Source organism: Bacillus cereus group sp. MYBK101-2, from assembly GCF_051918845.1.
Taxonomy (GTDB): domain Bacteria; phylum Bacillota; class Bacilli; order Bacillales; family Bacillaceae_G; genus Bacillus_A; species Bacillus_A paranthracis.
On sequence record NZ_JBQAIE010000005.1, the window covers coordinates 92,797 to 119,740 of the forward strand.

Below are 26,944 nucleotides of genomic sequence, written 5' to 3' on the forward strand. Positions count from 1 at the left end.
ATAGAACCGTTATTTTTTGTAAATGATATTTTAGAGAAGTAGGGGGATAAATTTTGGAAAACGTAGAACAAGACAGAATTGAAAATCAAGTGTATTCCAATCGTGTAGTAAGGTCAGAATTTGATGCAAATTGGGAAACATGTATATCAAAAAGTGGCTATGTAATTTATGTAGCAACAAGTAATAATGCTGAAGTAATAGTACTTCTTGCAGATGGTTCAAGTAAATTATTAATTTTCGAACAAGGCGGTAAAGTAGTAGTAGGCGGTGGTGGAACAAGTCATTACAGTAAGCCGCACATCGCAAGAAATATTTAAGGTAGAACAAAATGCCGGAACATGGTTAACTCATTTTAGTAGAACTTGATGTACTACAAATACTTTTGAATGATCAGAAAAGTTTGTAGGGAATTGTACGGATCAATATTTGAAATATAATGTATGGTTTGAAGAATTCTATAAGCAATAAAAAAGCATTTCCTATTTCGGGAAATGCTTTTTCTATGTTATAGTATAATAGTGTTTTGAAACAATGTTATTTTAATATATTTCAAATTTTGTTATGTATTATTTTTATATTAAATTAGTTGCGTAAGTATTTTTTTATATAAGGAGTAATAATTAGAGAAATGAAAAATATAGACTTTATATTAGAAAGTGATGAGGCATTAAAACCGTCTGAACGATTAGTACTATTATTATTAGAGAAGCATAGAATGTTATATACGAACGATCTATTGGCATTATCTAATTTATCATATAAAACATTAACAGATTCATTAACGGCGCTTGTATTAAAATCATATGTGCTAAAGGAAACAGGTAAGGGAAGAAGACAGAATTGTTATAGATTGGTATGATAAAACTGCTGATTTTAGAGAGTTTATATTCATATTTATCGAATGTAAGGAGAAAATGTATTTTTGTTTTCAATTGAAAAATGAAATAAACTCAAATATTTTTAATTTCATTTTTGTTAATGATAATTTAATCATTTTAAAAAAATAGAAAAATAAAATAAACTGCATAAAACAGAAATAAAAAAACAATCCGTTTTTAAAACGGATTGTTTTTTATTGGAATAATATTATAAGATGAATGGAAAACTGGAATAATTATTCTACTTCACTTGTATACTTTTCAGGTAATAATTCCATTACGTTACATTTTACAAGTTCACCATTATAAGAAAGTATAACGTTCGTATTTTTTCCGTAATCACTTATTAATTCTCGACACATACCACATGGAGCAACAACCCAACATTTTTCTATATCTTCATGGGGGTGTGGGTGAGCGACTGCTACAATGGTATCAAATTCATGATAACCTTCTGAAATAGATTTTCCAATTGCCATAGCTTCACCACATACTGTTATTCTTCCGACATTCGCTTCAACATGTACTGCTGAACCGATATGATGACAGCCATATTTATAGTTTTTTTTGATTACTTTTTCAGCCGCTTTAATTAAATCATAGTCTTCACTATTTAAACGTATTACGTGTAACATAATTTCTCCTTCATACTAAACATGATTAGCATTATTTTAGCGGAAAATTTTAATATTTAAAATAAAAGATATATATATTAAATAGATAATATTATTATGTAAACTATAATTAAAAAGGAATATATAATAATCAACAGAACATATAGAAGAGTGTGATGATGAGAAAACAGCCTATGATATAGCCTTAGAAAAAGGTCATACTCACCTTTTACATTATTTGCAACAGGGAGTGAACGTGTGATGAATAAATGGAGTGTAGGGATATTTTTATTTAATGAGGTGGAAGTGTTAGATTTTGCAGGGCCATTTGAAGTTTTTTCTATCACTAAAGTACATGAAGAGAAACCATTTACTGTTTATACAGTTAGCCAAAATGGAGAAATGATTACAGCAAGGAACGGATTAAAGGTAAACCCTGATTATAGTATTAAAGATTTACCACCAGTTGATATATTAATCATTCCAGGTGGTAAAGGCGCACGGGAAAATGAAGTGAAAAATGATATTATAATCAATTGGATTCGTCAGCAAATGAAAGAAGTAAAACTAATAACTTCAGTTTGTACTGGAGCGTTATTACTTGCAAAAGCCGGTTTACTGGATGGCTTAAAAGCCACAACGCATTGGGCTAGTATTCAAACTTTTAAAAAAGATTTTCCGAATGTAGAAGTAATGGAGAATGTGAAATTTGTAGATGAAGGGCACATCATTACATCAGCCGGAATTTCAGCTGGTATTAACATGTCATTTCATATTGTGAAAAATTTGTTAGGTGTGGAGATTGCTGAAGAAACGGCCAAAAATATGGAATATGATATTGATTTACAAAATTAAAAAAGCCCAAATTGGGCTTTTTTCTTATTTTGAGTGTATATAGGTATGATCTATGCTCTAAACTTAAGCTCTTAAACAGTCATTCTAGTTTTATTGAATGTACGAAAATGCATCTCTTTTCTCCTTGTAACCATGTTAAAACAAGGAGAACTTTGTATGTAAAAAAACTCTTCTACAATAGTAGAAAAAGAATAACAGAAACTACTATTTTATGGCAGCATACATAAAAAAATGCAATGTAAATATGGAAATGTCGTCGAATGCTATCTTTAATTGGTTAATTAGTGAGATATTTTTGTGAAGGAGCTTATTTTATAAGAATAGAATTAAAGTTAATAAGAAATCATGCCGATGGTAGTGAAAATATATGTGTTAGGGGGATTTCATAATGAGGAAACTCAAGCGAATAAATGTTCCTAATATACAAGAACAACTATCACAGTCTAATGAAAATAGAGCAATTAATAAGAAAAAACTAAGGCGATTTATATTCATGTTTATATTTATTGCGGCGGCTACTTTGTACGTTCAATTTATTTTAACGAAACAACAAGAAATAATTGTAGAAAAAAAAGATACCATAACGAACCAAAAAAAACAATTGGTTTCTTTAAAGAAAGATAAGGCTTCTTTAAAGACTAACATAGAAAATTTAACAGACGATGAAGAAGAAATTTTAAAGTTTGCGAGAAAAGAATATCAATTTTCTAAATCAAATGAAACTATATTTGTGTTGCCGAAGTAGTGTAATAGAACAGTTAGCAATAGCTAGCTGTTTTTTCATGTATGAATGTCATGGTACAAGAAACAATTACATATTGTAAAAATGAAGAGATCGAGCTGTTTTTGTACTTATGGAATATATACGAAAATAAATGTTGTTAAAATTCTGTCAATTGTATTATAATACAAGGTAAGCGGATACATTTTTTAATCCATGTTGAGTTTATCACTCATACGACTATTAAGAAAACCGTTATCCCGTATTAGAAAGGAAGAGAGCTGTGTACGCTTCAAATACAATTTATGTCGTAGGGGATGCGAAAGCACCTCAAAATAATCCCATTACCGAAAAGTTTAAAAGCTATTTTGTAGCGTTTGTACTTGTTAAGGAGACTGGGGAAATTGTAGATGCAGATTGCTCAGCGACAATTGCATTAACATCTCAATTCGTTAAATATTTATTTCTACATAAAAATATTAATGACCCAGAATTAGTAATGGAAATAAAAGATCGTTATTTCGGTTCGTCTCAAAAAGCACTACTTGTAGCATTAAAAGATGCACAGAAAAAATATAATCAAATCGCTGCTTTGTCTACACATTCATAGACAAAATCCAGCCGTAAGAATCTTCTTATGGCTGGATTTTTTTATTTCCCATTAACCTTCCACATGAAAAGTAGGCAAAAGAGGAGATGTATTGCTCCAAAATCATTGTGAATTAAGGTTCTATTTTGCGAGAAAACGAAAGGATGAACAAAATGAAAATTACTGATGTAAAAGTAAATCGTAGACGTGTAAATCTGCATACACCGTTTAAAACGGCGCTTCGTACTGTAACCGAAATAGAAAGTATAGACGTATATATTCATACAGATGAAGGAATTGTTGGCAAGGGTGCTGCAGCTGCAACACCAGTTATTACGGGGGATTTCGCTAGTGGGATTGAAGAAGCAATTTTAGGGCCGATGCGTTCAAGTTTAATTGGTCAAGATATTATTCAGTTTCAGCAGTTACTACAGCACATTCAAATGAGTTGTATTGGAAATCCAAGTGCAAAAGCGGCGGTAGATATCGCTTTATATGATGTGTATTGTCAGTATCATAACGTTCCACTTTACGCATTATTAGGTGGAAAAAAAGAAATTCACACAGATATTACTGTAAGTGTAGATGAACCGTTCATTATGGCGAAAGAGGCAAAGCAACATGTAGAAAAAGGATTTCAAACTTTAAAAATTAAAGTGGGGAAATCTGCACACTTAGACTTAGAACGTATTGAAGCGATTCGAAATAGCGTACCAAAAAATACGACGTTACGATTAGATGCAAATCAAGGGTGGAATCCAAAAGAGGCAGTTTCTATCATTAAAGAGATGGAAAATCGCAATTTAAATATTGAATTTATTGAACAACCTGTTCATGCGAAAGATTGGGATGGATTAAAGTACGTCAAAGATCATGTACAAACGCCTATTATGGCAGATGAAAGCATATTTTCAGCGAGTGATGCATTAAAAATTGTGCAAGGAAGATATGCAGACTTAATCAATATTAAATTAATGAAATGTGGTGGCATTCGCGAAGCGTGGCGTATTGCCGATATTGCAGAAGCAGCTGGTGTAAAATGTATGGTAGGAAGCATGATGGAATCTTCTCTTTCTGTTAGCGCTGTTGCACATTTAGCTGCTGCACATCCTAATATTCATTACTTCGATCTTGATGCACCGCTTTGGTTAATGGAAGAACCGGAAGGAATGACTTATTCTGGATCAAAGGTAAACCTTCAATCGACAGTGAATAGTAAATCTTAGGAGAAGAGACTAGTAAATTATCTTTTAAGGGGGATATGTATGAAAAAAGTAGGAACTGCATTTTTAACAACTTTATTTATATTTTCATCGTTTACATCAGCAAATGCTGAAGAAAAGAAAGATAGTAAGGCTTTTATCGATGTATCTGCTGCAACACTTTGGACCACGCCTGATTCATTACGGCCAATTGATGCACCAAGTGCTACAAATCCAGTTGATTTGTGGAAGTGGACGAAATCGATGACGCTTGATGAGAAACTTTGGTTAACAAGTGCAAATAAATTAGAAACGCAAGCGTTATTAGGCCAAGAAGTAACAGTTGTAGATAAAAAAGGGGATTGGGTGAAAGTGTTAGTCCATGGTCAGCCAACACCTCGAAATGAAGAAGGCTACCCAGGATGGATGCCTGAAAAACAGTTAACATATAATCAAGAATTTGCAGATAAAACAAATGAACCTTTCGTATTAGTAACAAAACCGACAGCCATTTTATATATAAATCCTTCTGAAAAACATAAATCGCTTGAAGTGAGCTATAATACGCGACTGCCGCTACTTAGTGAAGATACGATTTCATACCGCGTGTTGCTACCAAATGGGCAGAAAGCTTGGCTACGAAAAAATGATGGAACGGTTTACCGTTCTCAAAATGATATTCCAACCCCGACGGCCGATGATTTAATAAACACAGGGAAAATGTTTTTAGGATTACCGTACATTTGGGCTGGTACAAGTGGTTTCGGATTTGATTGCTCTGGATTTACACATACGATTTATAAATCGCACGGTATTACAATTCCACGAGATTCTGGTCCGCAATCGAGAAATGGAGTTGCAGTGGATAAAGAAAATTTACAAAAAGGAGATTTAATCTTCTTTGCATATGATCAAGGGAAAGGTAGTGTCCATCATGTGGGAATGTATATTGGTGACGGAAATATGATTCACTCACCAAGAGCTGAAAGATCAGTAGAGATTATACCGTTAAATACACCTGGATATATAGAAGAATACGCTGGTGCTCGTCGTTACTTACCTTAAAAAATAGAGGGGGTTTTCAAATGAAAAAATTTGTTCGCTACTCATTAGTTAGTACTCTATTCGTTTCTTCGATTTTAGTTGGCTGCGCAAAAGAAAAAACAACGACAAAGCCGAAAGATGAGAAGAAAGTATTACAGTTACTAGAAACGGGTGAAATTCCATCGTTAAATTCAGGGAAAGTAACAGATGCAGTATCATTTAACGTTTTAAATAACGTAATGGAAGGATTATTCCGTTTATCGAAAAATGATGAAGTGATTGAGGCTGGAGCACAAAAATATGAAGTGAGTAAAGATGGGAAAACATATACATTCCACTTGCGTGATGCGAAGTGGTCTAACGGAGATCCAGTAACAGCGCAAGATTACGTATATGCTTGGAAGCAGCTTATTAATCCGGATACTGCTTCTCAATATGCATACATTGCGTACGATGTGAAAAATGCGGAGAAAATAAATAAGAAACAACTAGGATTAGAGGAATTAGGAGTAAAAGCGAAGGATGATAAAACGTTCGTTGTAGAGTTGGAACATCCTGTACCGTATTTTACGAAACTACTTATTTTACCGTCCTTCTATCCAATTAACGAGAAATATGCGAAAGAGCAAGGCGATAAATATGGATTAGAAGCAAATAAAACGGTATATAATGGGCCATTTACATTATCTGATTGGAAGCATGAAGCTAGTTTTACGATGAAGAAAAACGATAAGTATTGGGATAAAAAAGAAGTGAAGCTAGATGAAGTAAACTATCAAATTGTTAAAGAAATTTCAACTGCGGTAAATTTATATGAAACAGATAAAGTTGATAGAGCTGTCATTTCTACAGAATTCGTAGATAAATATAAAAATAATAAAGAGCTAAAACAATATACAGATCCAGTTATGTACTTCTTCCGATTTAATGAAAATGTGCCGATTCTTAAAAATAAAAATGCACGTCTTGCACTAAGTACAGTGTTTGATAAGAAAGGACTTGCGACTTCATTTTTAAATGATGGATCGGTTGCTGCAAACTATTACGTGCCAAAAGGATTTTTAAAAGGTCCAGATAAAAAAGATTTTAGAAGTACAGCAGGTGAGTTTAATAAAACGGATGTAAAACAGGCGAAAGAATATTGGGAAAAGGCGAAGCAAGAGACTGGTACAAATGAAGTAACGCTTGAGTTATTAAACTATGATTTAGAAAACTTCAAAAAAGTAGGAGAATACATTAAAGAAGAGCTAGAGAAAAACTTACCAGGCTTAAAGGTAAATGTAAAATTACAACCGCATACGCAAAAACTAGCGTTAGAGAAGAAGAAAGAATATGAAATGTCACTATCACGCTGGTTACCGGATTATCCAGATCCAATGACTTACTTAGAAGTATTTCTTTCTGGAAGCAGTGTGAACAATACTGAATATGCGAATCCAGAATATGATGCGTTAATTAAGAAGATTAAAACAGAATTAGGTAATGATGAAAAAGCTCGTTGGAAAGCACTGCAAGATGCTGAAAAAATGTTGCTGGATGATGCGGTAATTGCTCCCGTATTCCAGCGCGGATTATCGTACTTACAAAAGCCATATGTGAAAGATTTATACGTACATCAATTTGGACCAGCAACAAGCTTAAAATGGGCAGATGTACAAAAATAAAGGATGAGACAACAGACTCCACGTTTGTGGTAGTCTGTTTTTTTAGTTAAAGTCGGGTAAATAGTACATGGTATAATTTACTAGACTGTATAAAACTTTGGAGGGGAATGAAGTTTTATGTTTGAAGAAAAGAAAGTAATATATACAAAAAGGTTATTTATGAGAAAGCCACTTATAGAAGATGTTGAACAATTTTATAGCATAGTAAAAGAAGAGGCTGTTGGCAAATGGCTTGCTAAATCAAGGGGAATGTCAAAGGGAGAAGCAAAGGACTATATTATGCAACTAATATCACATTGGGAACATTATGATTTTGGGGTATGGTTGTTAGTTAATAGAAATACAGGGAAGCTTTTAGGACATTGCGGTTTAAGAAAAATAGATGAAACAGGTGAAATAGAAATTATGTATTTACTTGATCCGGAGTATTGGGGAAATGGCTATGCGTCAGAAGCAGCAAAGGCGTCCATTCAATATGCAAAAGAGATGATGAATGAAAAAAGAATAATTGCTAGAGTAAAAGTAGAAAATGAGAATTCGAAAAAACTTTTACGAAATTTAGGTTTCACATATACTCATGATGTTGATCATAGTGTCCGTTTATTATCGTACTTTGAACTCAAGACATCATTGGATAAATTATAGACATTTTTTATGTTTTTTAACTGTTTAAAAATAAAATTATTACTCAAATTCCAGTGTGAAATGTATGTAGAATCTTGTATAATTAACGTGTTTCTATGGAAACATTTTCTTGTGCTAAATATAGGACTTAATAGAACAAGGAAAGAAATACATACATGTATATAATAGATAAATAGAATGGAACATGTATAGAGAAAAAGGAGAGAAATGATGGCGTGTCAAAAACAAGGGTTACAATTTAATAGCGAGAGAAAGAGGAAGAGACGATGAAAATGAAGCATGCTTTTGGTCCGATAATTTTAGCGTGTGTACTTTTTTTCATTATCATACTCATTCCATCGAAAAGTTTAGTATCACTTATTAGTGATAAGAAAGTAGAAGATGCGGCAACTTCCTTACAAAAAGAAAAATTACAAAGTGTATTCTTGCAACAGAAAATGTTAGAGAATTCGCAGTATTTACCGATGTACGGTTCATCTGAATTTTTACGAATGGATGCATATCATCCGTCTAATTATTTCAAAGTAAATCCCGCTGGTTTTACGCCATATTTAATTGGGATTGGCGGTACACAAAGTTTAGCTCATATATTAAATATGACATCTACAATGGATGAGTTAGAAGGTAAAAAAGTAGTCTTTGTTTTATCGCCACAATGGTTTACAAAGACTGGGGTTTCGCAGGGGGATTTTACAAACAATTTCTCCAAACAACAAGCATATCATTTTATTTTTAATGATAAAATAAATGTAGAAATGAAGAAGCAAATTGCGAAACGACTATTAGATTATAAAGTTGTTCAAGAAGATGATATTTTAAAAAATTCATTAGAAGGTATTGTATATAATGATACGAAACATAACATAAAAGCGGGTTTAGTTAAACCACTTGCTTATATGCATCGAAATATTTTAGATCATAGAGATTTATTTAACTCTATATTTAAGATTGAGCCGATGAAAGAAAAAACAAATGTGGGACTTCGTTCAATTTCATGGGTAGATGCACGTAAACATGCGGAAGAAGAAGGGAAAGCGGAATCTACTACAAACACATTTGGCATTGAAAATCCGTATTACTATAAACATAATTTGAAGAAAAAATTAAAAAGTTTAAAAAACTTTAGAGCAAATGAATCGTATGAAGAATCACCAGAATATGATGACTTACAAATTGTTTTAAATATTTTTAAAGAGAAAAATGTCAAGCCGCTCTTTATTTCTGTACCTGTAAACGGACCATGGTATGATTATGCTGGCTTCCCTAAAGAACGCCGTGAAGTATATTATAAAAAAGTTCGGGAACAAGTTGAGAAAGCAGGGTATCCAGTAGTCGATTTCTCTGGCCATGAATATGATAAGTATTTCTTAAAAGATACAATTCATTTAGGGTGGAAAGGCTGGATTTACTTTGATGAAGCAGTGCAAAACTTTTATACTGAGAAATAAGTGTGGAAAAAAAGGAACGGCTATAAGCTGTTCCTTTTTTTAGTATAGAGGATTTTGATGTGGGCAATTCGGAAAGGGATGTATATCTTGAATTTGTCTAAAATCATAATGTTTCATTGCGAACTGCGCTTGATAAAGGTATTCATATACATACAATTGCCCATCATGTGCTGAACATAATACACCAGAGGTTCCTTGCCCATTAATGAAGGAAATACCGATAGGGCGTCCGATTAAGTATTGTATTTTTTGTTGCCAATGCATAGGGGAATCACTCCTTTTTGAGATAATATACGAAATGAATGAGTGAATTGTAGCTTATCCACATAATTATGAAGGCTTTTTATACAATTTCTAGAAGATATTAATTTGAATGAATTATAAGTGCGAGAAAGGAAGGAATAATGGGGAAAGAGAATATTTTGGAAGGAAAATTACATTTAATAGAATGGTGTCAAATATTACAGCGAGTATCTGATGATATATGGTTTCAGGCATTAAGAAAAGATTCATGGGCAATTGCGGATGTGATTTCACATTTTATCATGTGGGATGTGTTTTTAATACAAGATAGAATTCCATACTTTATAAGTAGACAATCTGTACCAAATGTTCCAATAGATGTTGAGGATATGAATAAGGGAGCAATTAAATATGCGAGATCTGGTATTTCAAAAAAAGAACTATTAAATCAATTTAGTGTTACTCGTAAACAGTTAGTGTATGAAATTGGGCGAATTCCCACCAAATATTTTTATAATGACTACCAATTTGGCACTAAAAAAGTGAAATTAAATCATTACTTTTCATCACTCATTCAACATGACTTAAAGCACAAAGAAGAAATAATACAATTTCTAATAAAAAATCAAGCCTATAATAAAAACCGCTAACATTCGTAATGAATGTATAGCGGTTTTTATTTATATTTTTACGCAAGATTTTTACGTTTTTTTGTCCATTTTTTTATAGCGAAGTATAAAAGAATAAGTATGACGCCACCAATTGCGAATGATTTCACATATGGTCCAGCAATATCATTAATATTCTCCCAATTTTCACCTAGTTTTTCACCTAAGTAAATGAAAATGATAGACCAAGGGATGATTGCGAGTGCTGTTAACGTAGTGAAACGTAGGAATGACATTTTTGTAATACCAGCAGGAATTGAAATCGCATGACGCACTACTGGAATGAAGCGTGCTGTAAAAATGACGCCAGTTCCGTAACGATTAAACCAATCTTCAGCAGCGTCTATTTGTTTTTTATGAATAAAAATATATTTTCCGTATCGTTCTAAAATAGGGCGGCCACCGTATCGTCCAATCCAATAAATAAAGATTTGAGCAATAACACCGCCAACCGTACCAAATACAACTGCGCCTAAAAATGAGATACTACCATTGAATACTAAGTATCCCGCATAAGCAAGGACAATCTCACTTGGAATAATCTCAATCATAAGTCCAAGCATAATGCCCCAATAACCTAGCCCTTCAAAAAATGTTAATACTGAGTGAATAAAACTACTTACCATTGTTGCACCTTCTAGTTTATGTATTTTTGAATATATGCCCCTTTATTTAACAATGTAAAAGGTTCACTATATGTAGATTATACCTTATTTATATAGGGGATTGCTATTTCAATTCATTTATGTCTCTTATAAGTATTATAGTGAAGCATATAAGATCAGTTTTTATGAAGAGATAATGAAAAGATTATTAAAAATTTCTCATATATCAATGAAAACAAACTGAAAATTAAGTATAATTATATAGGTTTTTAATTTATAAAAACAGGAGGAGAATACATGCAATTTAATGATCCGATTTATGGAACAATTACTATTTGTGATAGACATATCCTTCGATTGATAGATACAAAAGCATTTCAAAGGTTGGCTTATATTAAACAGCAGGGACATACATATTTTTTACACGAAAACGCAATACATACGAGGAAAGAACATTCAATAGGTGTATATGTACTTGTAAATAAAGTGATAGAACATCTTACGAATATTGGTGATATTCATTTATCAGAATATGAGAGGGAATTATTATCTGTTGTAGCACTCCTACACGATGTCGGCCATGGCCCATATTCGCATTGTTTTCAACAAATATCAGGTGAAGATCATGGTGAGTGGACTATACGAATCATTCAAGAGGATGAAGAAATACGAACGATTTTAAATCAGACCGCCGGATTATTAGATGATGTAACGAAAGCTTTAACAGAAGATGGTGTTTTTCCAATTATAGATGAGCTCTTGTTTAATTCATTAGGAATGGATCAATTAGATTTTTGGAATAGGGATTTATATTATTCATCACTTGAGATAGGTGGATTACAGATAGAAGAACTGATAGCTAGTATGCGTTTTATAAACGGTAAACTTGTCATTGAAGAATCGAGAATCCCTTTGATCGAACAACTAATGAAAATGAAAGAAGGACTTTATAATAATGGCTTTGGTCATCCGTTTGTAATAGGAAAAGATTTATTGTTGCAATCCATTTTTCAAAAGATAACTGAGAAAAACCTTAAGTTCTATACTCCTGAATTACAAAATTTCTTTCATAAAGAAGAGGATTTATTAGTAGAGGACTTTCTTCCATTACAAGATGAAATGATTTTACATGAAATTCAGTGCTTTGCAAAATCAGAGGACAAACAATTAGTGGCGTTAATTCAGCTTTATTTTTCAGGTGCTAAAAGTTTATCATTTCAAAAAGGGCTGGAGGGTGATTTTAAGAGGGAGAATAATAATTTAGCAATAATAACTGAGAAAAAGGCGTACAGTTCATATGTAGGTGGTATTTACGTCTATAGTGAGGGGCAGCTAGAGGATATTGTAGAAAAATCCCCTTTTATTCGAGAGATAGTAAGGTTACCTAAAAAAGAATATGCATATTCAATTTAATTGGTTTGAAAACATAAAATGGATGAGGTGGAAATGTGGATTGGAAAGAACGCCTTTTAGAAATGGATGATTTACCAGTTATATTAGAATGGTATAACGATGAAGAATTACATAACATAGCGGATATAAAACCATTTAAGCGATATACAATCGAAGAGCTTCGTGAGTACTGGACTGAAAAATTGTCGCGTTCTTATGCAAGTTATCATGTAATAGTAGTGAAGGATGAAGTAATAGGTAGGGTCGGATTAAAAAAGACGAAATATGATGATATATATGTGATGGAATACTCTATTCTCATTGGCGTTTCGAATTTATATTCAAAAGGGTTTGGAACGGAGATTACAAAGTATTTTATTAGTAAATCATTTTTAGACCCTGATATTGAAGCAGTTCTATTGCAAGTTAGGGAAGATAACAAGAGGGCGATTCGTTGTTATGAGAAAGCTGGATTTGAAAAAGTAAAATCGTATGTAGAGAATCAAGTGGAAGTGTACGAAATGCTTAGAGTTAAGAAAGAGGAAACAGTTTAGAAAGAAAAAAGCACGTGTATCTAATTCTGAATATAGCGTGAATTAGGGGGAGTGAATAAAATACATGAAACATAAAATTGCATTACTGGCAGATGTACATGGAAATGCAACTGCTTTAAAAGCAGTTATCGAAGATTCTATGAAAGAAGATGTAACTGATTATTGGTTTTTAGGAGATTTAATTATGCCTGGTCCTGGATCGAATGATTTATTTAAAATGTTAGAAAGTATTAATGTTGATACTTATGTACAAGGAAACTGGGAAGATAGCTTTCTTGACGTTCTTAATAAAAACATTGATATTGATAACGCAACTGATATTTATGTTTCTAGATTAGTTCAGTATCAATGTGAAAACTTGGATGAAAACTATATTAAGCATATTAAAAATTTACCATTACAGATAATAAAACAGGTTAATGATTTATCAATCAGTATTAGTCATAATCTACAAAATAAAAATTACGGAGGAGATTTGTGGCCCACTAATAATCAGGAACAGTTTGATTGGTTATTTGATCGTGAATATGATATTGCGATTTACGCTCATACCCACCATCAGTTGTTGCGCTATAGTAGCAATGATCAATTAATTATTAACCCAGGAACAGTTGGACAACCTTTTTACAAGTGGAATAAGCTAAACTCTGACTTACGTGCTCAGTATGCAATTCTTGAGATTGATGAGGCAGGGATTGCGGAGGTGAGATTTAAAAAAGTTTCTTATGATGTAGAAAAGGAATTAAAAAACGCTATTAGTGAAAATCTTCCTTATATTGATTTATATCGCGAATTGCTCGAGACAGGAAAAACTCATACTCACGATATTGAATTATTGCGAGAAATTAATGATAAATACAATTACAACGATGATGTAATTAAGTTTATCGAGAAAATCTAATAGGAATTTAATAGCACGAAATGAAAATTGTTGAATGAATTATAGATTAGTAATGATAATTACATAATCAAGAGCAATTGTAAAATGAAACTTATATGTAAACGATTTTTGCATCGTATATTGATATAAAAAACAAGCATCTCCCAGTTCTACATATAAGATAGGGGGATGCTTGTTTTTTTACGGTTTCACATCTAAGTTCTGTAAAAATAAAGTTGCTGTTACGTAACGTTTCGCTAACATTTGTACATATGCGGTATGTACAGAAAGTGTGGCGATAATAATGGCGTTACGAATTGCTTCGCGTTGCTCGTTATTAATTTGATCGAACTTGCTTGCGATTTTATCAGCTTTTTCTTTTACGATGTTTTCAATTGTATGAACTGTATCTGTTGCATTTAATTGTAAGCAATTCCCTTGATTAAGTTCTTCAAATAGGGAAGAATATGCTCCATATAAATGAACAGGATTGATTAAGTCATCACTTCGATCGGCTGGGTCATTTACGATAAGGCGCAATAGCTTACGAATGGATTCAAAATCAAGTGCTGTTTTTAAATCTTCAACAATGAATAGTAAGGCTGCTTGTTCAATTGAATACTTTTTTCCTTTTTGAGGAGAGCCAATCATTTCTTTTATATCTCGTTTCACCCAGTTTTGCATGGCTGTTACTGAAAAACTTGTATTTTCAATTTGATTTCCAAGCGCAACGATTTCGTTTAAAGAAAAACCAACGTCTGTATCGTCAATTTTAATCAGTTTTTCAAAAATAGGTGAAAGTGCGGTAGTAATAAAAGCAGTTACGCTTTGTCCGCTTTCAATATCTTTTTTATGTGACTTTGCCCACGCTTCTTGTAAAATACCGAGAGGCTTTTTCGTATTCCATCCTCTTAAAGATAGAAGAAGGGTAGCCATTTCGTTTCGTGTGAGATGAAATGTTTCCATCTTTTCACCTCCAAAAATAATAAAAAGTTCTTATGAACCTATAATATGTTTTGTTTCATTTAAAGTCAATTCTGTTTTGCTTAATTTTTCCTTTGTCACCAAACTGTCGGAAGTAAATAATGCTTGCATATTTCGACAAAAGTTCATATAATAAGTTCATAAGAACCTTTAAAATGTTTTTAAAAACAAATCTATCATTCTGAATTTACTAGAAAGGTAGATTTCACATATATCTATATAAAAGGAGAATGGATATAATATGTTGAAAAAACTTGTAGCAGTCATGACAGCATTCATGGTTATCTTTGGAGCTAGTAGCTTCATGTTTGTAGATCACGCAGCAGCGAAGAGTTACAAATCTGGTAAAAAATCATACACACCAAGTTCTGGTCAAAAGTCAAAAGTTGATTTGAACAAAAAAGATAGTAACGTGAATTCACAAAAAACAACAACAGATTCAAAAACAAAAGCAACGAACACAGCACCAAAAAGTAATAAAGGAAGCTTTATGAAAGGTTTATTACTAGGTGGTCTTGGTGGTTTACTAATGGGTAGCTTATTTGCAAATATGGGAGCTCTTGGTTCTGTATTAGCGTTTATGGTAAATATGTTAGTAATGGCTGGTATCGTAATGTTAGCAGTTCGTGCATTTAAATACTTCAAAGATCAACGCAAGAAAAAGGAAGATGAAGTAGCATGGAAACGATAAAAATTTCTGAACAAGAACTGATCAATGCCCTTTGCGTATATATCGCTGAAAAAAGACAAGTTGGTCCAGAAGAAGTTTTAGTTGAACTTATGTACGACGATGACTACGGTTTTTCTGCTGAAGTAGAGGTAAATGGGCGCCAGCAAATTTTAATTCAAGCGAATTTAATCGAAGCACTACGTTTATTACTTGACAGAGAATATAACGTCAATTCATTTGCGGCGAGATTACAACTTGAATTAGATGATGAAGAAGGTATTTACGCGTTAGCGAAATTTAATAACTCAGATGAGTAGCGAAAAGAGCTGTTGAGAATATTCTCAACAGCTCTTTTTAGTATGTGCAAATGCAAGGGAATAATCACGCCAAATTTCATTCATCTTCCGTCTACCGACATCAACACCCTGGTTAAATTGAATGGCAGCTTGTTGACGTACAGCATGTACATCTTGGATTGCTTGTTGCAATTGTTGTTCAACTAAATGGGATTTTTTATTTGCCTGTTTTACGATTGAATATCCAGCAACAGTTCCTTGTGCCATCGCGATTTTCCCGCTTTCAATGCCAGTTATATTACCAGCAACAAATAAACCGGGAAGAGGGGTTTCCATTGTTTCAGAATGGAGAGGAACATGCCCACCTAATTCCGGAATGTAACGGAACGGACAGCCAGCTACAGCGGCTAGTTCAGCGAGAGGATATAAGCCACCGGCAATACAAACGAAGTCTGCCTCATATATTTGTTCCGATCCAGTTACGATATTTCCTTTCGTATCAATATTAGCAACGCGTACACCTTCAACTTGATCTGTGCCGATAATTTCAAGAGCTGCTTTTCGAAGGTGAAGAGGTGTACCGTTTATTTTCATACCGTTATTAGGATAAAACTTTAATCCAGCTTGTTTCGCCCAATTATATTGCATCAATCGACTACCAATGCGTAATAAAGGTGATGGGGCAAGGTGTGCAGCGTGTAAGAGAGAATTTAAAACTTCTTCTGGTTCACCAGCCTGTTGACTTAATTCACTTTTTTCAGGAAGTACGATATGTTCCACTTTAATTCCTGCCAATTGTAATTCATTCAAAATAGCAAATGACAATATGTTAGCACCAATAATGATTCCTTTTTTTCCAACTTGAACACGATGTACATTCGTCATTACTTGGGCTGCCCCGATCGACATGACTCCTGGGAGTGTCCAACCAGGAAGAGGGATAGAGTACTCAGCAGCGCCAGTAGCAAGTAGAACGAACGGTGCTTCTAACGTACCGATATTCGTATGTACGTACCAAGAACTTTCATCTTTATCTAAATTATAGACAGAAATACCACATCGAATATCAACTGAAAGTGATTTTGCTTCTTCGTGAAGTCGCTTCGATTCTTCTATTCCATTCCACCATTCTCCAGTAGGTTCTTGATGTAATTGTCCTAACAACCTTCCGCCAGGCTTCATAAATTCATCAATTACAAGTACTTTTAGTCCAAAACGAGCACAAGAGATAGAGGCTGATAAACCTGCTGGTCCAGCTCCGATAATAATCACATCGTTCATCGCTTTTTCACCATCTCTCTCACGATATTTGGATGCTGTTTTCCGCTATCAACTACCATACCTTTTTCTACAACAGTTAAGCATGCTCGTACGTTCGTTTGATTATTTACTGTGACGCGACATTCAGAACAATGACCAATATTGCAGTAAATACCTCGCGGCGTCCCGCTATCTTCATGCACTCTTAATGTTCTTATTCCGTTTGCAAGTAAAGCGGCAGCAATCGTTTCATGTTCATATGCTTCATATTGTTGACCGTTAAAGTGAAAAGTAATGCGATTACTATTATTTAAATTTCCTAAAATAGGGTGATGTTTAATTCTACTCATTTACTTTCACCTACCGATTCAAAAGTAACTGCTCGTACCGGTGGTTGATATTTCAATGGAATCTCCTTTGTAGTTACGCCTGGATTTGTATTTTCAATCATTCGATCAATCATCATTCTACATGTGCGGCCACCGCAAAATCCCATGCCAGCACGTGTTCTTAGTTTTAATTCTCTAGCCGAGCATTTATATTCAGCAATTGTCGATTGAAGTTGTTCGTATGTAACTTCTTCACATCGACAAACAATTAAGTGATCTTTATTCGTCATATGAATTCCTCCTCTAGTTCGGTTTGCACAAATTAAATAATGCAAAAACTATGCCAATATAGAGGAGGGAAACGGTTATTGCAACCCAAGTTTTTTTAAACGGTTATATAAAGTGGCTCTCGTAACACCGAGTTGTTTCGCGCACTCTAATTTATTCCCATTTAAAATGCGTAAAGCCCTCTCAATGACTTTCTTCTCATGTTCATCCATCTCTTCTTGCAAAGAGAGGATTGTATGGTTGTTGCTGAGTAATAGGGAATGAGCCGTATGATTGTCTAACGTTTCAGTTGTATGAAATGGTAAATATTCTTGTTTTATAATACCGTCAGTCGCAAATACGACAAGTCTTTCGACAACGTTACGGAGCTCACGAATATTACCTGGCCAATTGTAATGAAGCAGTTCATGCATAATGCTTGAAGGTAAGTCGCGAATGGGTCTGTTATAGTTGATTGAAAAATCGTTTAGGAAAGAATAGGTTAATTCAATAATATCTTCGCGTCTTTCGCGCAGCGGTGGAATATGCAAACTAACTACATTTAGGCGATAGTATAAATCTTCTCGGAACGTGCCTTTTCTCATTTCTTCTTGTAAATCACGATTGGTAGCAGCGATAATACGGAAGTCAATATGAATCTCTTTTTCTCCACCAACTCGGTAATATTTTCGTTCTTGTAGTACGCGCAAAAGCTTCACTTGCATATCGAGTGGCATTTCTCCTATTTCATCAAGAAATAATGTGCCGCCTTGGGCGAGCTCTATTTTCCCTTTTTTACCTTTACTATTTGCACCAGAAAACGCCCCGCGCTCATACCCGAATAATTCGCTTTCAAATAACGCCTCTGGAATGGCACCACAGTTAATTGAAATAAAAGGTGCCTTCGCTGCCTCACTAGCTTCATGAATTGCTTTCGCGAATACTTCTTTTCCAACACCACTTTCGCCGAGTATTAAAACAGTTGATTTCACGGAACAAACCTTTCTAGCTAATTGTATTGTTCTTTGTATTACTGGGCTTTTTCCATTCATCGCAAGAAAAGGATCTGATTCATCTTTATACTTTGCTACTTCTTGTTCTAAACGGTGCATTTCATGTGACATATTGAATAGTTTTTCATTTAATGCGACTTGATTTGTAACGTCAGTTTCTGAAACGACTGCTCCTATAATTTCACCGTTACAATAAACTGGATTTGAGTTAATTAATACGAACAAATCTGGACGAGGTTGATGGAACTGAGCGATTATACTTTTTCCGTCATGTAGTGATTGCAAAATTTCCAAATCTTTATAGTCAAAAAAACGAGTGATAGGTTGCCCGATAATTTCATTATGCTTGACTGAAAAGATCTTTTCGGCGCCATCTGTCCAGGTGCAAACGCGTTCTTTATCATCGATGACTGTAACGGAGGAATCCGTTGTTTGTATTACGGTTTTATAAAAAGATTGCAGTTTGTTGTACGACTTAACAAGAAACGGAATAATTTGCTGAGTCGTTATACAGCATATAGGCTCTTTATTTTCGTTCATTATGATAACGACTATTTCATTGGAAAACGCGTCAATTAAAGCGGTGAATGAGTCATCTTCATATATTACTGCGCAGTTATATTCTTCTGTAGTAGAAGGGCGGTAATAATACTTTTCGTTAATTTGCTCAATATGTTGCAAGCAGTATGTATGATCAATGGATAAAATTTTTAGAAATTCTTTTATTGTGGGAAATGAGAATGCCATATTGTCCTCCTATTATGTATAAAAATTTTGACAGTGATAAAAAAATAATACACCTATTTACGATAAATTAAAAATATTTTTACAAATAAAAATATTTTTTGTGAAAAGTGTATATATGTACAGTTGGCACGTCAATTGCATAAAAGAAAGTGAGGGAGTAAAAAGAAGGGAGGATGCTACGTGAGGCACTGTGATGTTTTAATAATAGGCGGTGGTATTATTGGCTGTTCTATCGCTTATTACACTTCAAAATACGGAAGAGACGTAACAATTATTGAAAAAGGAGAATTTGTCAGTGGGACGTCTTCACGATGTGACGGAAATATTTTGGCTATTGATAAAGACCCAGGGTTTGATAGTCAAATGTCGTTAGTAAGTCAAAAATTAGTAACTGATTTAAGTGAAGAGTTAGAGCACTCATTTGAATATAGGGCGCCAGGAAGTATTCTCGTATGTGAGTCAGACGAAGAAATGGAAGCAGCGCAGCAATGGGTGAATCGCCAAAAAGAAGCTGGTTTGCCGTTTCGAATGCTTGATAGGCAAGATATAAGAGCGGAATCGCCATTTTTTGCAGATGATTTATTAGGCGGGTTAGAATGCGCAACAGATTCGACTGTAAATCCATATCTTCTTGCTTTTTCACTTCTTGCAGAATCGAAGAAATATGGTACGAAGGCTTTTAATCATACGGAAGTAAAAGAAATGAAAAGAGATATAGACGATTCCTTTATTGTAGAAACAACAAATGGGACGTTTACTGCGAAGCAAGTGGTGAACGCAGCGGGTGTGTGGGCTCCAAAAATCGGACAAATGTTGGATATAAATATCCCAATTGAACCGAGAAAAGGGCATATTATTGTAGCTTCAAGGCAACAACACGTTGGTTGCCGTAAAGTAATGGAATTTGGTTATTTAATTTCTAAATTTGGTGGAAAACGAAAAGTGGATGCTGTAACTGATAAATATGGGGTAGCTCTTGTGTTTGAGCCGACAGAAAGCCAAAATTTTTTAATTGGTAGTAGTAGAGAGTTTGTAGGGCTTCATACGAGGATAAATAACGAGGTTATTAAATGTATTGCGAACAGAGCAATACGTTTTTATCCGAAAATGGCGGATATGATGGTGATTCGTTCATATGCTGGATTACGCCCGTGGACAGAAGATCATTTGCCGATTATTTCACGTGTGGAACATATCCCAAATTACTTTATAGCAGCAGGGCATGAAGGGGATGGCATTAGTCTTGCTGCAGTTACAGGAAAAGTGATTGAAGAGTTATTAAATGAAAAAGAAACAATCATTCCAATTGAACCACTTCGTTTGAGTCGTTTTACAGAAAGGGTGTTAAACGGATGAGGTCACAAAGAGTCTTTACGACGATTGATACACATACGGGCGGGAATCCAACGAGGACATTGATAAGCGGACTTCCAAAGTTAATAGGAGAGACGATGGCAGAGAAGATGTTACATATGAAAAAGGAGTATGACTGGATTCGCAAATTGTTAATGAATGAACCGCGTGGTCATGATGTAATGTCAGGAGCACTATTAACAGATCCGTGTCATCCTGAAGCAGATATTGGTGTTATTTACATAGAAACAGGTGGATATTTACCGATGTGTGGTCACGATACAATTGGTGTATGTACAGCTTTAATTGAATCAGGTTTAATTCCGGTAGTTGAACCGATTACTTCGTTAAAGTTAGACACGCCAGCCGGCTTAGTAGAAGTGGATATTTTTGTTCAAGATGGAAAAGCGAAAGAAGTTTCTTTCTGTAACATACCAGCTTTTTTACTGAAACACATTACTGTAGACGTCGAAGACATTGGAACTGTAGAGGCTGATATTGCGTATGGAGGGAATTTTTATGCCATTATCGATGCGAAATCGGTAGGGTTAGAGTTAGTACCAGAAAACGCATCTACAATCATCGATAAAGCGATCCTTATAAGAAATACGATTAATGAGAAATTTGAAATCATTCATCCAGAGCATTCGTTTATTAGAGGATTAACCCATGTTGAATTTTATACAGATCCTACTCATGAAAGTGCGCATGTAAAAAATACAGTTGTCGTTCCGCCAGGAGGAATTGATCGTTCTCCATGTGGTACAGGAACATCAGCAAAGTTAGCTGTATTATACGCAAATCAAAAAATAGAGATTAATGAAGAGTTTGTTCATGAGAGTATCGTTGGTTCTTTATTTAAAGGGTGTGTCATAAATACGACAAATGTTGAAAATATTGAAGCGGTCGTAACGAAAATTACAGGTTCAGCTTGGCTTATGGGGATGCATAGATTTTTTTACAATGAAAAGGATCCACTGAAAGAAGGCTTTTTGCTAATTCCGCCGATGGAACATGAAACGGAGGATGTAAAATGAACATTCAAAAAATGTATACAGCAGTAGACGTACACGTAAATGGCGAGGCATTCCGTGTAATCAAAGATGTACCATGCAAGTACTACTACAATTTAGAACAATTAAACGAACAATTTTCAGGTGAATTAGCAGAAGAAATGCAGCTTTTATTAAATGAACCGCGTGGTTTTATCGGTTTAAATGGATGTATCGTCGTTCCTTCTATTCATACGGAAGTTGATGTAGCTGTATTATTTTTTAATCATGAAGGGTCAATCCCTCTTCATTACGGAGGTATTGTCGCAGTCATAACGATGTTACTAGAAAGCGGGTATTTAAAAAAGAGAGACACGAATCAATACAAAATCGAAACGTTATCTGGCATATTTTCAGTCCTTGCGTATGTAGAGAATGATGAAGTTGTATCTGTTTCGTTTGAAAGTAAACTATGTTATATGATTGAGAAAAATTTACAAGTTAAAAATATAAGTTACTCTCTCATACAGGCAGATAAAGTATACGCAGTTGTAGAAAAAGGTGCATATTCACCAGAAATTTGTATTGAAAACATTTCTGAATTGAAAAAATGGGGAGAAGCTACACTCCAAGCTATACAAAAACAGTCGCTAATAAAAAGGCTTATTTTAGTAGATTCTTCACATAAAGAGAAGAACCATATAAAGTCAATTACATTTCATGAAGATAACTTTATCGTACGTTCGCCGGGGTTTGTCTCTACTATTGTGTCTTATGTTCACGCGTTATTTAAAAACGATAATATAGTGGATAAACCTTTTATAAATGAAAGTATATGTAATAGTTTTATAACAGTTGAAAAAGTGAAGAAGGGGGAAACGGGTTACATTTTCCGTTTTGAAAGTAGAGGTTTTATTACAGGGATGCAGACGTTTCTATTAGATTCTACAGATCCGTTTCCAACAGGATTTTTATTAAAATAACATGGTAAAGGGAGAGGTAAATATGAAAAAAATTAAAGGGGCATTTCCAGTATTAATCACACCGATGGATGAGTTTCAAGAAATTAATTGGAACGGTGTAAAACAAAACGTAAACTACTTTATTGAGCAAAAAGTGGCTGGCATTATTATTAATGGAAGCACAGGAGAGTTTGTTAGTTTATCAAAAGAAGAGCGATTTAAAATGGTAGAAACAGTATTAAAAGAAGTTGATGGTCGTATACCAGTTATTGTTGGAACTGCTGCGGAGACGACGAAAGAGACGATTGAATATACGAAACATGCAGAAGCGCATGGAGCGGATTGTGCATTAATTATAAATTCGTATTATTGTAAACCGAAAGAAGAGGAAATATATTTTCATTTTAAAGAAATCTCAAACGCTGTAAATATTCCAATTATGTTATACAATAACCCGTTTACATCTGGTGTTGATATGAGTACAGAACTCATGCTACGTATTGGAAAAGACTGTGAAAATGTTACACATATTAAAGAATCTAGCGGAGATATTCGAAAAGCGAGAGATTTAGTAAGACAAGGCGAAGGTGCTTTTCAAGTGTTCTGTGGATCTGAAGATTTAGTTATGGAATCTTATTTAGTTGGTGCAACGGGATGGGTTTCAGTAGCAGGAAATATCGTACCGGGACTTGTTACGAAAATGTATGAGCATTTTTATAATGGTGAATTAGAAAAAGCTTGGGAAATAAACGACGCTATTTTACCTCTTTGCGAGTTTCTTGAAGGATCAGGAAAGTATGTGCAAATCGTGAAACGATCCATGGAATTACACGGGCAAGCTGGAGGACCTTCACGTTATCCGAGACTCGGATTAACTGAAGAAGAAGATCAAAAACTTCAAACGATTATTTCAAAAATTGCAGCTCATGCAGCTGTTTAAATAAGGGGGAGAGCATATATGTTAACGAAAAACATTGAACTAAAACCAAAAGTGAAAGCGTTTTTAAATGAAGAAATTAAAATGTTTATTAATGGTGAATTTGTTCCTTCAATTAGCGGGAAGACGTTTGAAACATACAATCCAGCAACAGAAGATGTTTTAGCGGTCGTATGTGAAGCACAAGAAGAGGATATTGATGTCGCAGTAAAAGCGGCACGATCTGCATTTGAATCAGGACCTTGGGCAGAAATGACTACCGCTGAAAGAGCACATCTTATTTATAAATTAGCAGACTTAATAGAAGAGCATGGAGAAGAATTAGCACAGTTAGAAGCTTTAGATAATGGGAAGCCATATCAAGTAGCACTGGATGATGATATTGCAGCGACTGTAGAAAATTATCGCTATTATGCGGGATGGGCTACGAAAATTATCGGGCAAACCATTCCGATTTCAAAAGATTACTTAAATTACACACGCCATGAACCTGTTGGCGTTGTAGGTCAAATTATTCCTTGGAATTTTCCGCTCGTTATGTCTTCTTGGAAAATGGGAGCTGCACTAGCAACAGGTTGTACAATCGTATTAAAACCAGCAGAGCAAACTCCTTTATCCTTATTATATGCAGCGAAACTTTTTAAAGAAGCAGGTTTTCCAGATGGTGTTGTAAACTTTGTGCCAGGTTTCGGCCCTGAAGCGGGAGCTGCAATTGTAAACCATCATGATATTGATAAGGTAGCCTTCACAGGTTCAACAGTTACAGGAAAATATATTATGCGTCAATCTGCAGAAACAATTAAACATGTAACGTTAGAACTTGGTGGTAAATCACCAAATATCATTTTAGAAGATGCTGATTTAGAAGAAGCGATTAACGGTGCATTCCAAGGTATTATGTATAATCACGGCCAAAATTGTAGTGCTGGATCTCGCGTGTTCGTTCACCGAAAACATTACGAAACAGTCGTAAATGAACTAGTAAAAATGGCGAATAACGTGAAACTTGGAGCAGGTATGGAGAAGGACACGGAAATGGGTCCACTCGTATCTAAAAAGCAACAAGAGCGTGTGCTACATTACATTGAACAAGGAAAAGCTGAAGGCGCGACTGTTGCTGCTGGTGGTGAACGTGCATTTGAAAAAGGTTATTTTGTACAGCCAACAGTATTCATAGATGTTACTGACGATATGACGATAGTTAAGGAAGAAATCTTCGGTCCAGTTGTCGTTGTACTTCCATTTGATTCAACGGAAGAAGTAATCGAAAGAGCAAATCGCTCTTCTTACGGACTCGCTGCAGGCGTATGGACACAAAATATTAAAACAGGACATCAAGTTGCCAATAAATTAAAGGCAGGAACGGTATGGATTAATGATTATAACTTAGAAAATGCAGCGGCACCATTTGGTGGATTTAAACAATCTGGTATCGGTCGTGAGTTAGGTTCATATGCGCTTGATAATTGCACAGAAGTGAAAAGTGTTTGGGTAAATATAAAGTAATAGAGAGATGAAATAATGAGATAGACGGACAACTGGAAGTTTTAATAATAGTTGTCCGTTTTCTTATATATAAAATAGCTTTCAAAAGAATGATAAGGGGGATTTGGATGGAGCAGTTAGTAGAGTGGTTAGTAGGGCAAGTATGGAGTATTGGGTTAGTTGTTTTTGCATTAGGGGCAGGCGTGTATTTTACAATTGCAACTCGTTTTCTACAAATTCGTTATTTTAAAGAGATGATTAAACTATTATTTGAAGGGAAGAGCTCGGAGACCGGAATTTCATCCTTTCAAGCATTTTGTTTAGCCTTATCAGGTAGGGTTGGAATAGGTAATATTGCTGGGGTCGCAACAGCTATCGCTTTTGGTGGACCTGGAGCTGTATTTTGGATGTGGATAATGGCTCTTTTAGGAGCAGCTAGTGCGTTTGTTGAATCAACATTATCTCAAGTGTATAAAAGTAAAGTTGGAAATGAATACCGAGGTGGTACACCGTATTTCATTGAAAAAGGCTTAAACATGAAATGGTTTGCAGTTATTGTAGCGGTCGTTGTAACACTTTCATATGGCGTTTTATTACCAGGAATTCAATCTAGTAGTATCGCAGTTGGATTTGAAAACTCTAATGGGATTAGCAAGTATATAACTGGTATATTGTTAGTTGTATTATTAGCAGCAATCATTTTTGGCGGCGTAAAGAGAATTGCTGGCGTTTCACAAATGCTCGTTCCATTTATGGCAATTGGATATGTAATTGTTACATGTATCGTATTAATTGCGAATGTAACGGAAATTCCAAGTATGTTCGCTTTAATTTTCTCTAGTGCTTTCGGTATAAATGAAATGTTTGGTGGAATCGTCGGTGCGGCAATTGCATGGGGCGTAAAGCGCGCTGTATTTTCAAATGTAGCTGGCGTTGGAGAAGCGACGTATAGCTCTGCTGCGGCTGAAGTATCTCACCCAGCAAAACAAGGGTTAGTTCAAGCATTTTCTGTATACATTGATACAATTGTCGTATGTACAGCGACAGCTCTTATGATCTTAATAACAGGTATGTATAATGTTATACCTGAGGGGAAAAGCGCTATCGTAAAGAATATAGGGAATGTTGATGCAGGTCCAATTTATACACAACAAGCAGTTGAAACTGTTATGACAGGGTTTGGTCCATTATTCATTTCAATCGCAATTTTCTTCTTCGCATTTACAACATTACTCGCATACTACTATATCGCTGAAACGACACTTACTTATTTAGATCGTGAGCTTAAACATAGCTGGTTAAAACCAGTTTTGAAAATTGGATTTTTAATTATGGTTTACATCGGTAGTGTAGAATCAGCATCGCTCTTATGGAATCTTGGAGATTTAGGAATTGGTAGTATGGCATGGTTAAACTTAATTGCGATTCTACTATTAAGTAAAATTGCATTAAAAGTGTTAAAAGATTATGAAGCGCAGAAAAAAGAAGGGAAAGATCCAGTATTTGATCCTAAAAATGTAGGAATTGAAGGTTTAACATTTTGGGAAGAAAGAAGTAAAGAGGTTGCAAGAAAAAACTCTAAAGAACAAGCGGTAGTGGATGATAGTCTGAAATTGTAGTTATAATAAACTGAATATTCATTCTTTT

Annotated in this window: 30 protein-coding genes and 1 pseudogene; 23 read left to right on the forward strand and 8 right to left on the reverse strand. The window is 34.5% G+C overall.

Annotated features, from left to right (window positions below):
- Positions 1-53 precede the first annotated feature (53 nt).
- Both ACTFSI_RS12830 and ACTFSI_RS12835 read left to right on the forward strand, forming a co-directional pair.
- Positions 54-317, forward strand: a complete 264-nt coding sequence (locus tag ACTFSI_RS12830; RefSeq protein ID WP_044792120.1) for a hypothetical protein — start codon at positions 54-56, stop codon at positions 315-317.
- Between the two features lie 311 nt (positions 318-628).
- Positions 629-859, forward strand: coding sequence for a hypothetical protein (locus ACTFSI_RS12835; RefSeq protein WP_000789031.1), 231 nt, complete (start codon positions 629-631; stop codon positions 857-859).
- A gap of 255 nt (positions 860-1,114) precedes the next feature.
- On the opposite strand, the gene ACTFSI_RS12840 is transcribed toward ACTFSI_RS12835, so the two are convergent.
- The gene (locus ACTFSI_RS12840) at positions 1,115-1,513 is read right to left on the reverse strand and encodes a cytidine deaminase (RefSeq protein WP_044792122.1); all 399 of its coding nucleotides are present in this window, start codon (positions 1,511-1,513) and stop codon (positions 1,115-1,117) included.
- 154 nt (positions 1,514-1,667) lie between these two features.
- Between ACTFSI_RS12840 and ACTFSI_RS12845 the strand changes: the two are divergent.
- The 9 genes and pseudogenes from ACTFSI_RS12845 to dltD all read left to right on the forward strand — a co-directional run.
- Positions 1,668-1,754: pseudogene (locus tag ACTFSI_RS12845) on the forward strand (ankyrin repeat domain-containing protein); the annotation flags it as partial.
- Positions 1,751-2,347, forward strand: coding sequence for a DJ-1/PfpI family protein (locus ACTFSI_RS12850; protein WP_044792124.1), 597 nt, complete (start codon positions 1,751-1,753; stop codon positions 2,345-2,347). The pseudogene ACTFSI_RS12845 and the gene ACTFSI_RS12850, both read left to right, overlap by 4 nt.
- Before the next feature lie 388 nt (positions 2,348-2,735).
- Positions 2,736-3,092, forward strand: coding sequence for an FtsB family cell division protein (locus ACTFSI_RS12855; protein WP_001228722.1), 357 nt, complete (start codon positions 2,736-2,738; stop codon positions 3,090-3,092).
- Positions 3,093-3,351: 259 nt separating this feature from the next.
- On the forward strand, positions 3,352-3,678 hold the full coding sequence (locus tag ACTFSI_RS12860) for a DUF3870 domain-containing protein (RefSeq protein WP_000271328.1): 327 nt from the start codon (positions 3,352-3,354) through the stop codon (positions 3,676-3,678).
- A gap of 143 nt (positions 3,679-3,821) precedes the next feature.
- Positions 3,822-4,883 (forward strand): dipeptide epimerase, encoded by a 1,062-nt coding sequence (locus tag ACTFSI_RS12865; protein WP_052587760.1) that lies wholly within the window; start codon positions 3,822-3,824, stop codon positions 4,881-4,883.
- Between the two features lie 39 nt (positions 4,884-4,922).
- Complete coding sequence (locus ACTFSI_RS12870; RefSeq protein ID WP_000755453.1) at positions 4,923-5,924, forward strand: C40 family peptidase; 1,002 nt, start codon at positions 4,923-4,925, stop codon at positions 5,922-5,924.
- A gap of 20 nt (positions 5,925-5,944) precedes the next feature.
- A complete protein-coding gene (locus tag ACTFSI_RS12875; RefSeq protein WP_000714964.1) occupies positions 5,945-7,567 on the forward strand; it encodes a peptide ABC transporter substrate-binding protein in 1,623 nt (540 codons plus the stop codon).
- Positions 7,568-7,684: 117 nt separating this feature from the next.
- Positions 7,685-8,212, forward strand: a complete 528-nt coding sequence (locus ACTFSI_RS12880; RefSeq protein WP_138321875.1) for a GNAT family N-acetyltransferase — start codon at positions 7,685-7,687, stop codon at positions 8,210-8,212.
- A gap of 266 nt (positions 8,213-8,478) precedes the next feature.
- Positions 8,479-9,660 (forward strand): D-alanyl-lipoteichoic acid biosynthesis protein DltD, encoded by a 1,182-nt coding sequence (gene dltD, locus ACTFSI_RS12885; protein ID WP_138321876.1) that lies wholly within the window; start codon positions 8,479-8,481, stop codon positions 9,658-9,660.
- Between the two features lie 39 nt (positions 9,661-9,699).
- On the opposite strand, the gene ACTFSI_RS12890 is transcribed toward dltD, so the two are convergent.
- Positions 9,700-9,924, reverse strand: a complete 225-nt coding sequence (locus tag ACTFSI_RS12890) for a hypothetical protein (protein ID WP_044792132.1) — start codon at positions 9,922-9,924, stop codon at positions 9,700-9,702.
- 140 nt (positions 9,925-10,064) lie between these two features.
- Between ACTFSI_RS12890 and ACTFSI_RS12895 the strand changes: the two genes are divergently transcribed.
- Positions 10,065-10,553 carry a hypothetical protein gene (locus ACTFSI_RS12895; RefSeq protein ID WP_044792134.1) on the forward strand — a complete coding sequence of 163 codons (489 nt, stop codon included), beginning with the start codon at positions 10,065-10,067 and terminating at the stop codon, positions 10,551-10,553.
- Positions 10,554-10,591: 38 nt separating this feature from the next.
- On the opposite strand, the gene ACTFSI_RS12900 is transcribed toward ACTFSI_RS12895, so the two are convergent.
- Positions 10,592-11,197 carry a DedA family protein gene (locus ACTFSI_RS12900; protein WP_000254823.1) on the reverse strand — a complete coding sequence of 202 codons (606 nt, stop codon included), beginning with the start codon at positions 11,195-11,197 and terminating at the stop codon, positions 10,592-10,594.
- A gap of 276 nt (positions 11,198-11,473) precedes the next feature.
- Between ACTFSI_RS12900 and ACTFSI_RS12905 the strand changes: the two genes are divergently transcribed.
- From ACTFSI_RS12905 to ACTFSI_RS12915, 3 genes are all read left to right on the forward strand, one after another.
- The gene (locus tag ACTFSI_RS12905; protein ID WP_044792135.1) at positions 11,474-12,589 is read left to right on the forward strand and encodes an HD domain-containing protein; all 1,116 of its coding nucleotides are present in this window, start codon (positions 11,474-11,476) and stop codon (positions 12,587-12,589) included.
- A gap of 35 nt (positions 12,590-12,624) precedes the next feature.
- A complete protein-coding gene (locus ACTFSI_RS12910) occupies positions 12,625-13,122 on the forward strand; it encodes a GNAT family N-acetyltransferase (protein ID WP_044792137.1) in 498 nt (165 codons plus the stop codon).
- A 64-nt stretch (positions 13,123-13,186) separates the two neighbouring features.
- On the forward strand, positions 13,187-14,023 hold the full coding sequence (locus ACTFSI_RS12915; RefSeq protein ID WP_044792139.1) for a metallophosphoesterase family protein: 837 nt from the start codon (positions 13,187-13,189) through the stop codon (positions 14,021-14,023).
- A 180-nt stretch (positions 14,024-14,203) separates the two neighbouring features.
- On the opposite strand, the gene ACTFSI_RS12920 is transcribed toward ACTFSI_RS12915, so the two are convergent.
- Positions 14,204-14,968 carry a DUF1836 domain-containing protein gene (locus ACTFSI_RS12920; RefSeq protein ID WP_000447227.1) on the reverse strand — a complete coding sequence of 255 codons (765 nt, stop codon included), beginning with the start codon at positions 14,966-14,968 and terminating at the stop codon, positions 14,204-14,206.
- A gap of 259 nt (positions 14,969-15,227) precedes the next feature.
- On the opposite strand from ACTFSI_RS12920, the gene ACTFSI_RS12925 reads away from it, so the two are divergent.
- Positions 15,228-15,677 (forward strand): hypothetical protein, encoded by a 450-nt coding sequence (locus ACTFSI_RS12925; protein WP_000914487.1) that lies wholly within the window; start codon positions 15,228-15,230, stop codon positions 15,675-15,677.
- On the forward strand, positions 15,665-15,973 hold the full coding sequence (locus ACTFSI_RS12930) for a YxcD family protein (protein ID WP_000447759.1): 309 nt from the start codon (positions 15,665-15,667) through the stop codon (positions 15,971-15,973). The genes ACTFSI_RS12925 and ACTFSI_RS12930 overlap by 13 nt, the downstream gene beginning before the upstream one ends.
- A gap of 24 nt (positions 15,974-15,997) precedes the next feature.
- Here ACTFSI_RS12930 and ACTFSI_RS12935 read toward each other — a convergent pair whose 3' ends face one another.
- The 4 genes from ACTFSI_RS12935 to ACTFSI_RS12950 form a co-directional block, all read right to left on the reverse strand.
- Positions 15,998-17,233 (reverse strand): NAD(P)/FAD-dependent oxidoreductase, encoded by a 1,236-nt coding sequence (locus tag ACTFSI_RS12935; protein ID WP_044792140.1) that lies wholly within the window; start codon positions 17,231-17,233, stop codon positions 15,998-16,000.
- Positions 17,230-17,562: a (2Fe-2S)-binding protein gene (locus ACTFSI_RS12940; protein WP_044792141.1), complete on the reverse strand. Its 333-nt coding sequence runs from the start codon at positions 17,560-17,562 to the stop codon at positions 17,230-17,232. Before ACTFSI_RS12940 ends, ACTFSI_RS12935 begins: the two co-directional genes overlap by 4 nt.
- Complete coding sequence (locus ACTFSI_RS12945; RefSeq protein ID WP_440045422.1) at positions 17,559-17,831, reverse strand: (2Fe-2S)-binding protein; 273 nt, start codon at positions 17,829-17,831, stop codon at positions 17,559-17,561. The genes ACTFSI_RS12940 and ACTFSI_RS12945 overlap by 4 nt, the downstream gene beginning before the upstream one ends.
- Positions 17,832-17,906: 75 nt before the next feature.
- Positions 17,907-19,568, reverse strand: coding sequence for a sigma-54 interaction domain-containing protein (locus ACTFSI_RS12950; protein WP_044792142.1), 1,662 nt, complete (start codon positions 19,566-19,568; stop codon positions 17,907-17,909).
- A gap of 180 nt (positions 19,569-19,748) precedes the next feature.
- Here ACTFSI_RS12950 and ACTFSI_RS12955 point away from each other — a divergent pair, with 180 nt between their 5' ends.
- The 6 genes from ACTFSI_RS12955 to ACTFSI_RS12980 all read left to right on the forward strand — a co-directional run bounded on the left by ACTFSI_RS12955 (position 19,749) and on the right by ACTFSI_RS12980 (position 26,916).
- Positions 19,749-20,924: an NAD(P)/FAD-dependent oxidoreductase gene (locus ACTFSI_RS12955; protein WP_044792143.1), complete on the forward strand. Its 1,176-nt coding sequence runs from the start codon at positions 19,749-19,751 to the stop codon at positions 20,922-20,924.
- Positions 20,921-21,958, forward strand: coding sequence for a proline racemase family protein (locus ACTFSI_RS12960; protein WP_044792144.1), 1,038 nt, complete (start codon positions 20,921-20,923; stop codon positions 21,956-21,958). Before ACTFSI_RS12955 ends, ACTFSI_RS12960 begins: the two co-directional genes overlap by 4 nt.
- Positions 21,955-22,896 (forward strand): proline racemase family protein, encoded by a 942-nt coding sequence (locus ACTFSI_RS12965; protein ID WP_044792145.1) that lies wholly within the window; start codon positions 21,955-21,957, stop codon positions 22,894-22,896. The genes ACTFSI_RS12960 and ACTFSI_RS12965 overlap by 4 nt, the downstream gene beginning before the upstream one ends.
- 1 nt (position 22,897) lies before the next feature.
- Positions 22,898-23,815: a 4-hydroxy-tetrahydrodipicolinate synthase gene (gene dapA / locus ACTFSI_RS12970; protein ID WP_130983636.1), complete on the forward strand. Its 918-nt coding sequence runs from the start codon at positions 22,898-22,900 to the stop codon at positions 23,813-23,815.
- An 18-nt stretch (positions 23,816-23,833) separates the two neighbouring features.
- Positions 23,834-25,318, forward strand: coding sequence for an aldehyde dehydrogenase family protein (locus tag ACTFSI_RS12975; RefSeq protein WP_440045423.1), 1,485 nt, complete (start codon positions 23,834-23,836; stop codon positions 25,316-25,318).
- A 107-nt stretch (positions 25,319-25,425) separates the two neighbouring features.
- Positions 25,426-26,916 carry an alanine/glycine:cation symporter family protein gene (locus tag ACTFSI_RS12980; RefSeq protein ID WP_044792148.1) on the forward strand — a complete coding sequence of 497 codons (1,491 nt, stop codon included), beginning with the start codon at positions 25,426-25,428 and terminating at the stop codon, positions 26,914-26,916.
- Positions 26,917-26,944: the final 28 nt, after the last annotated feature.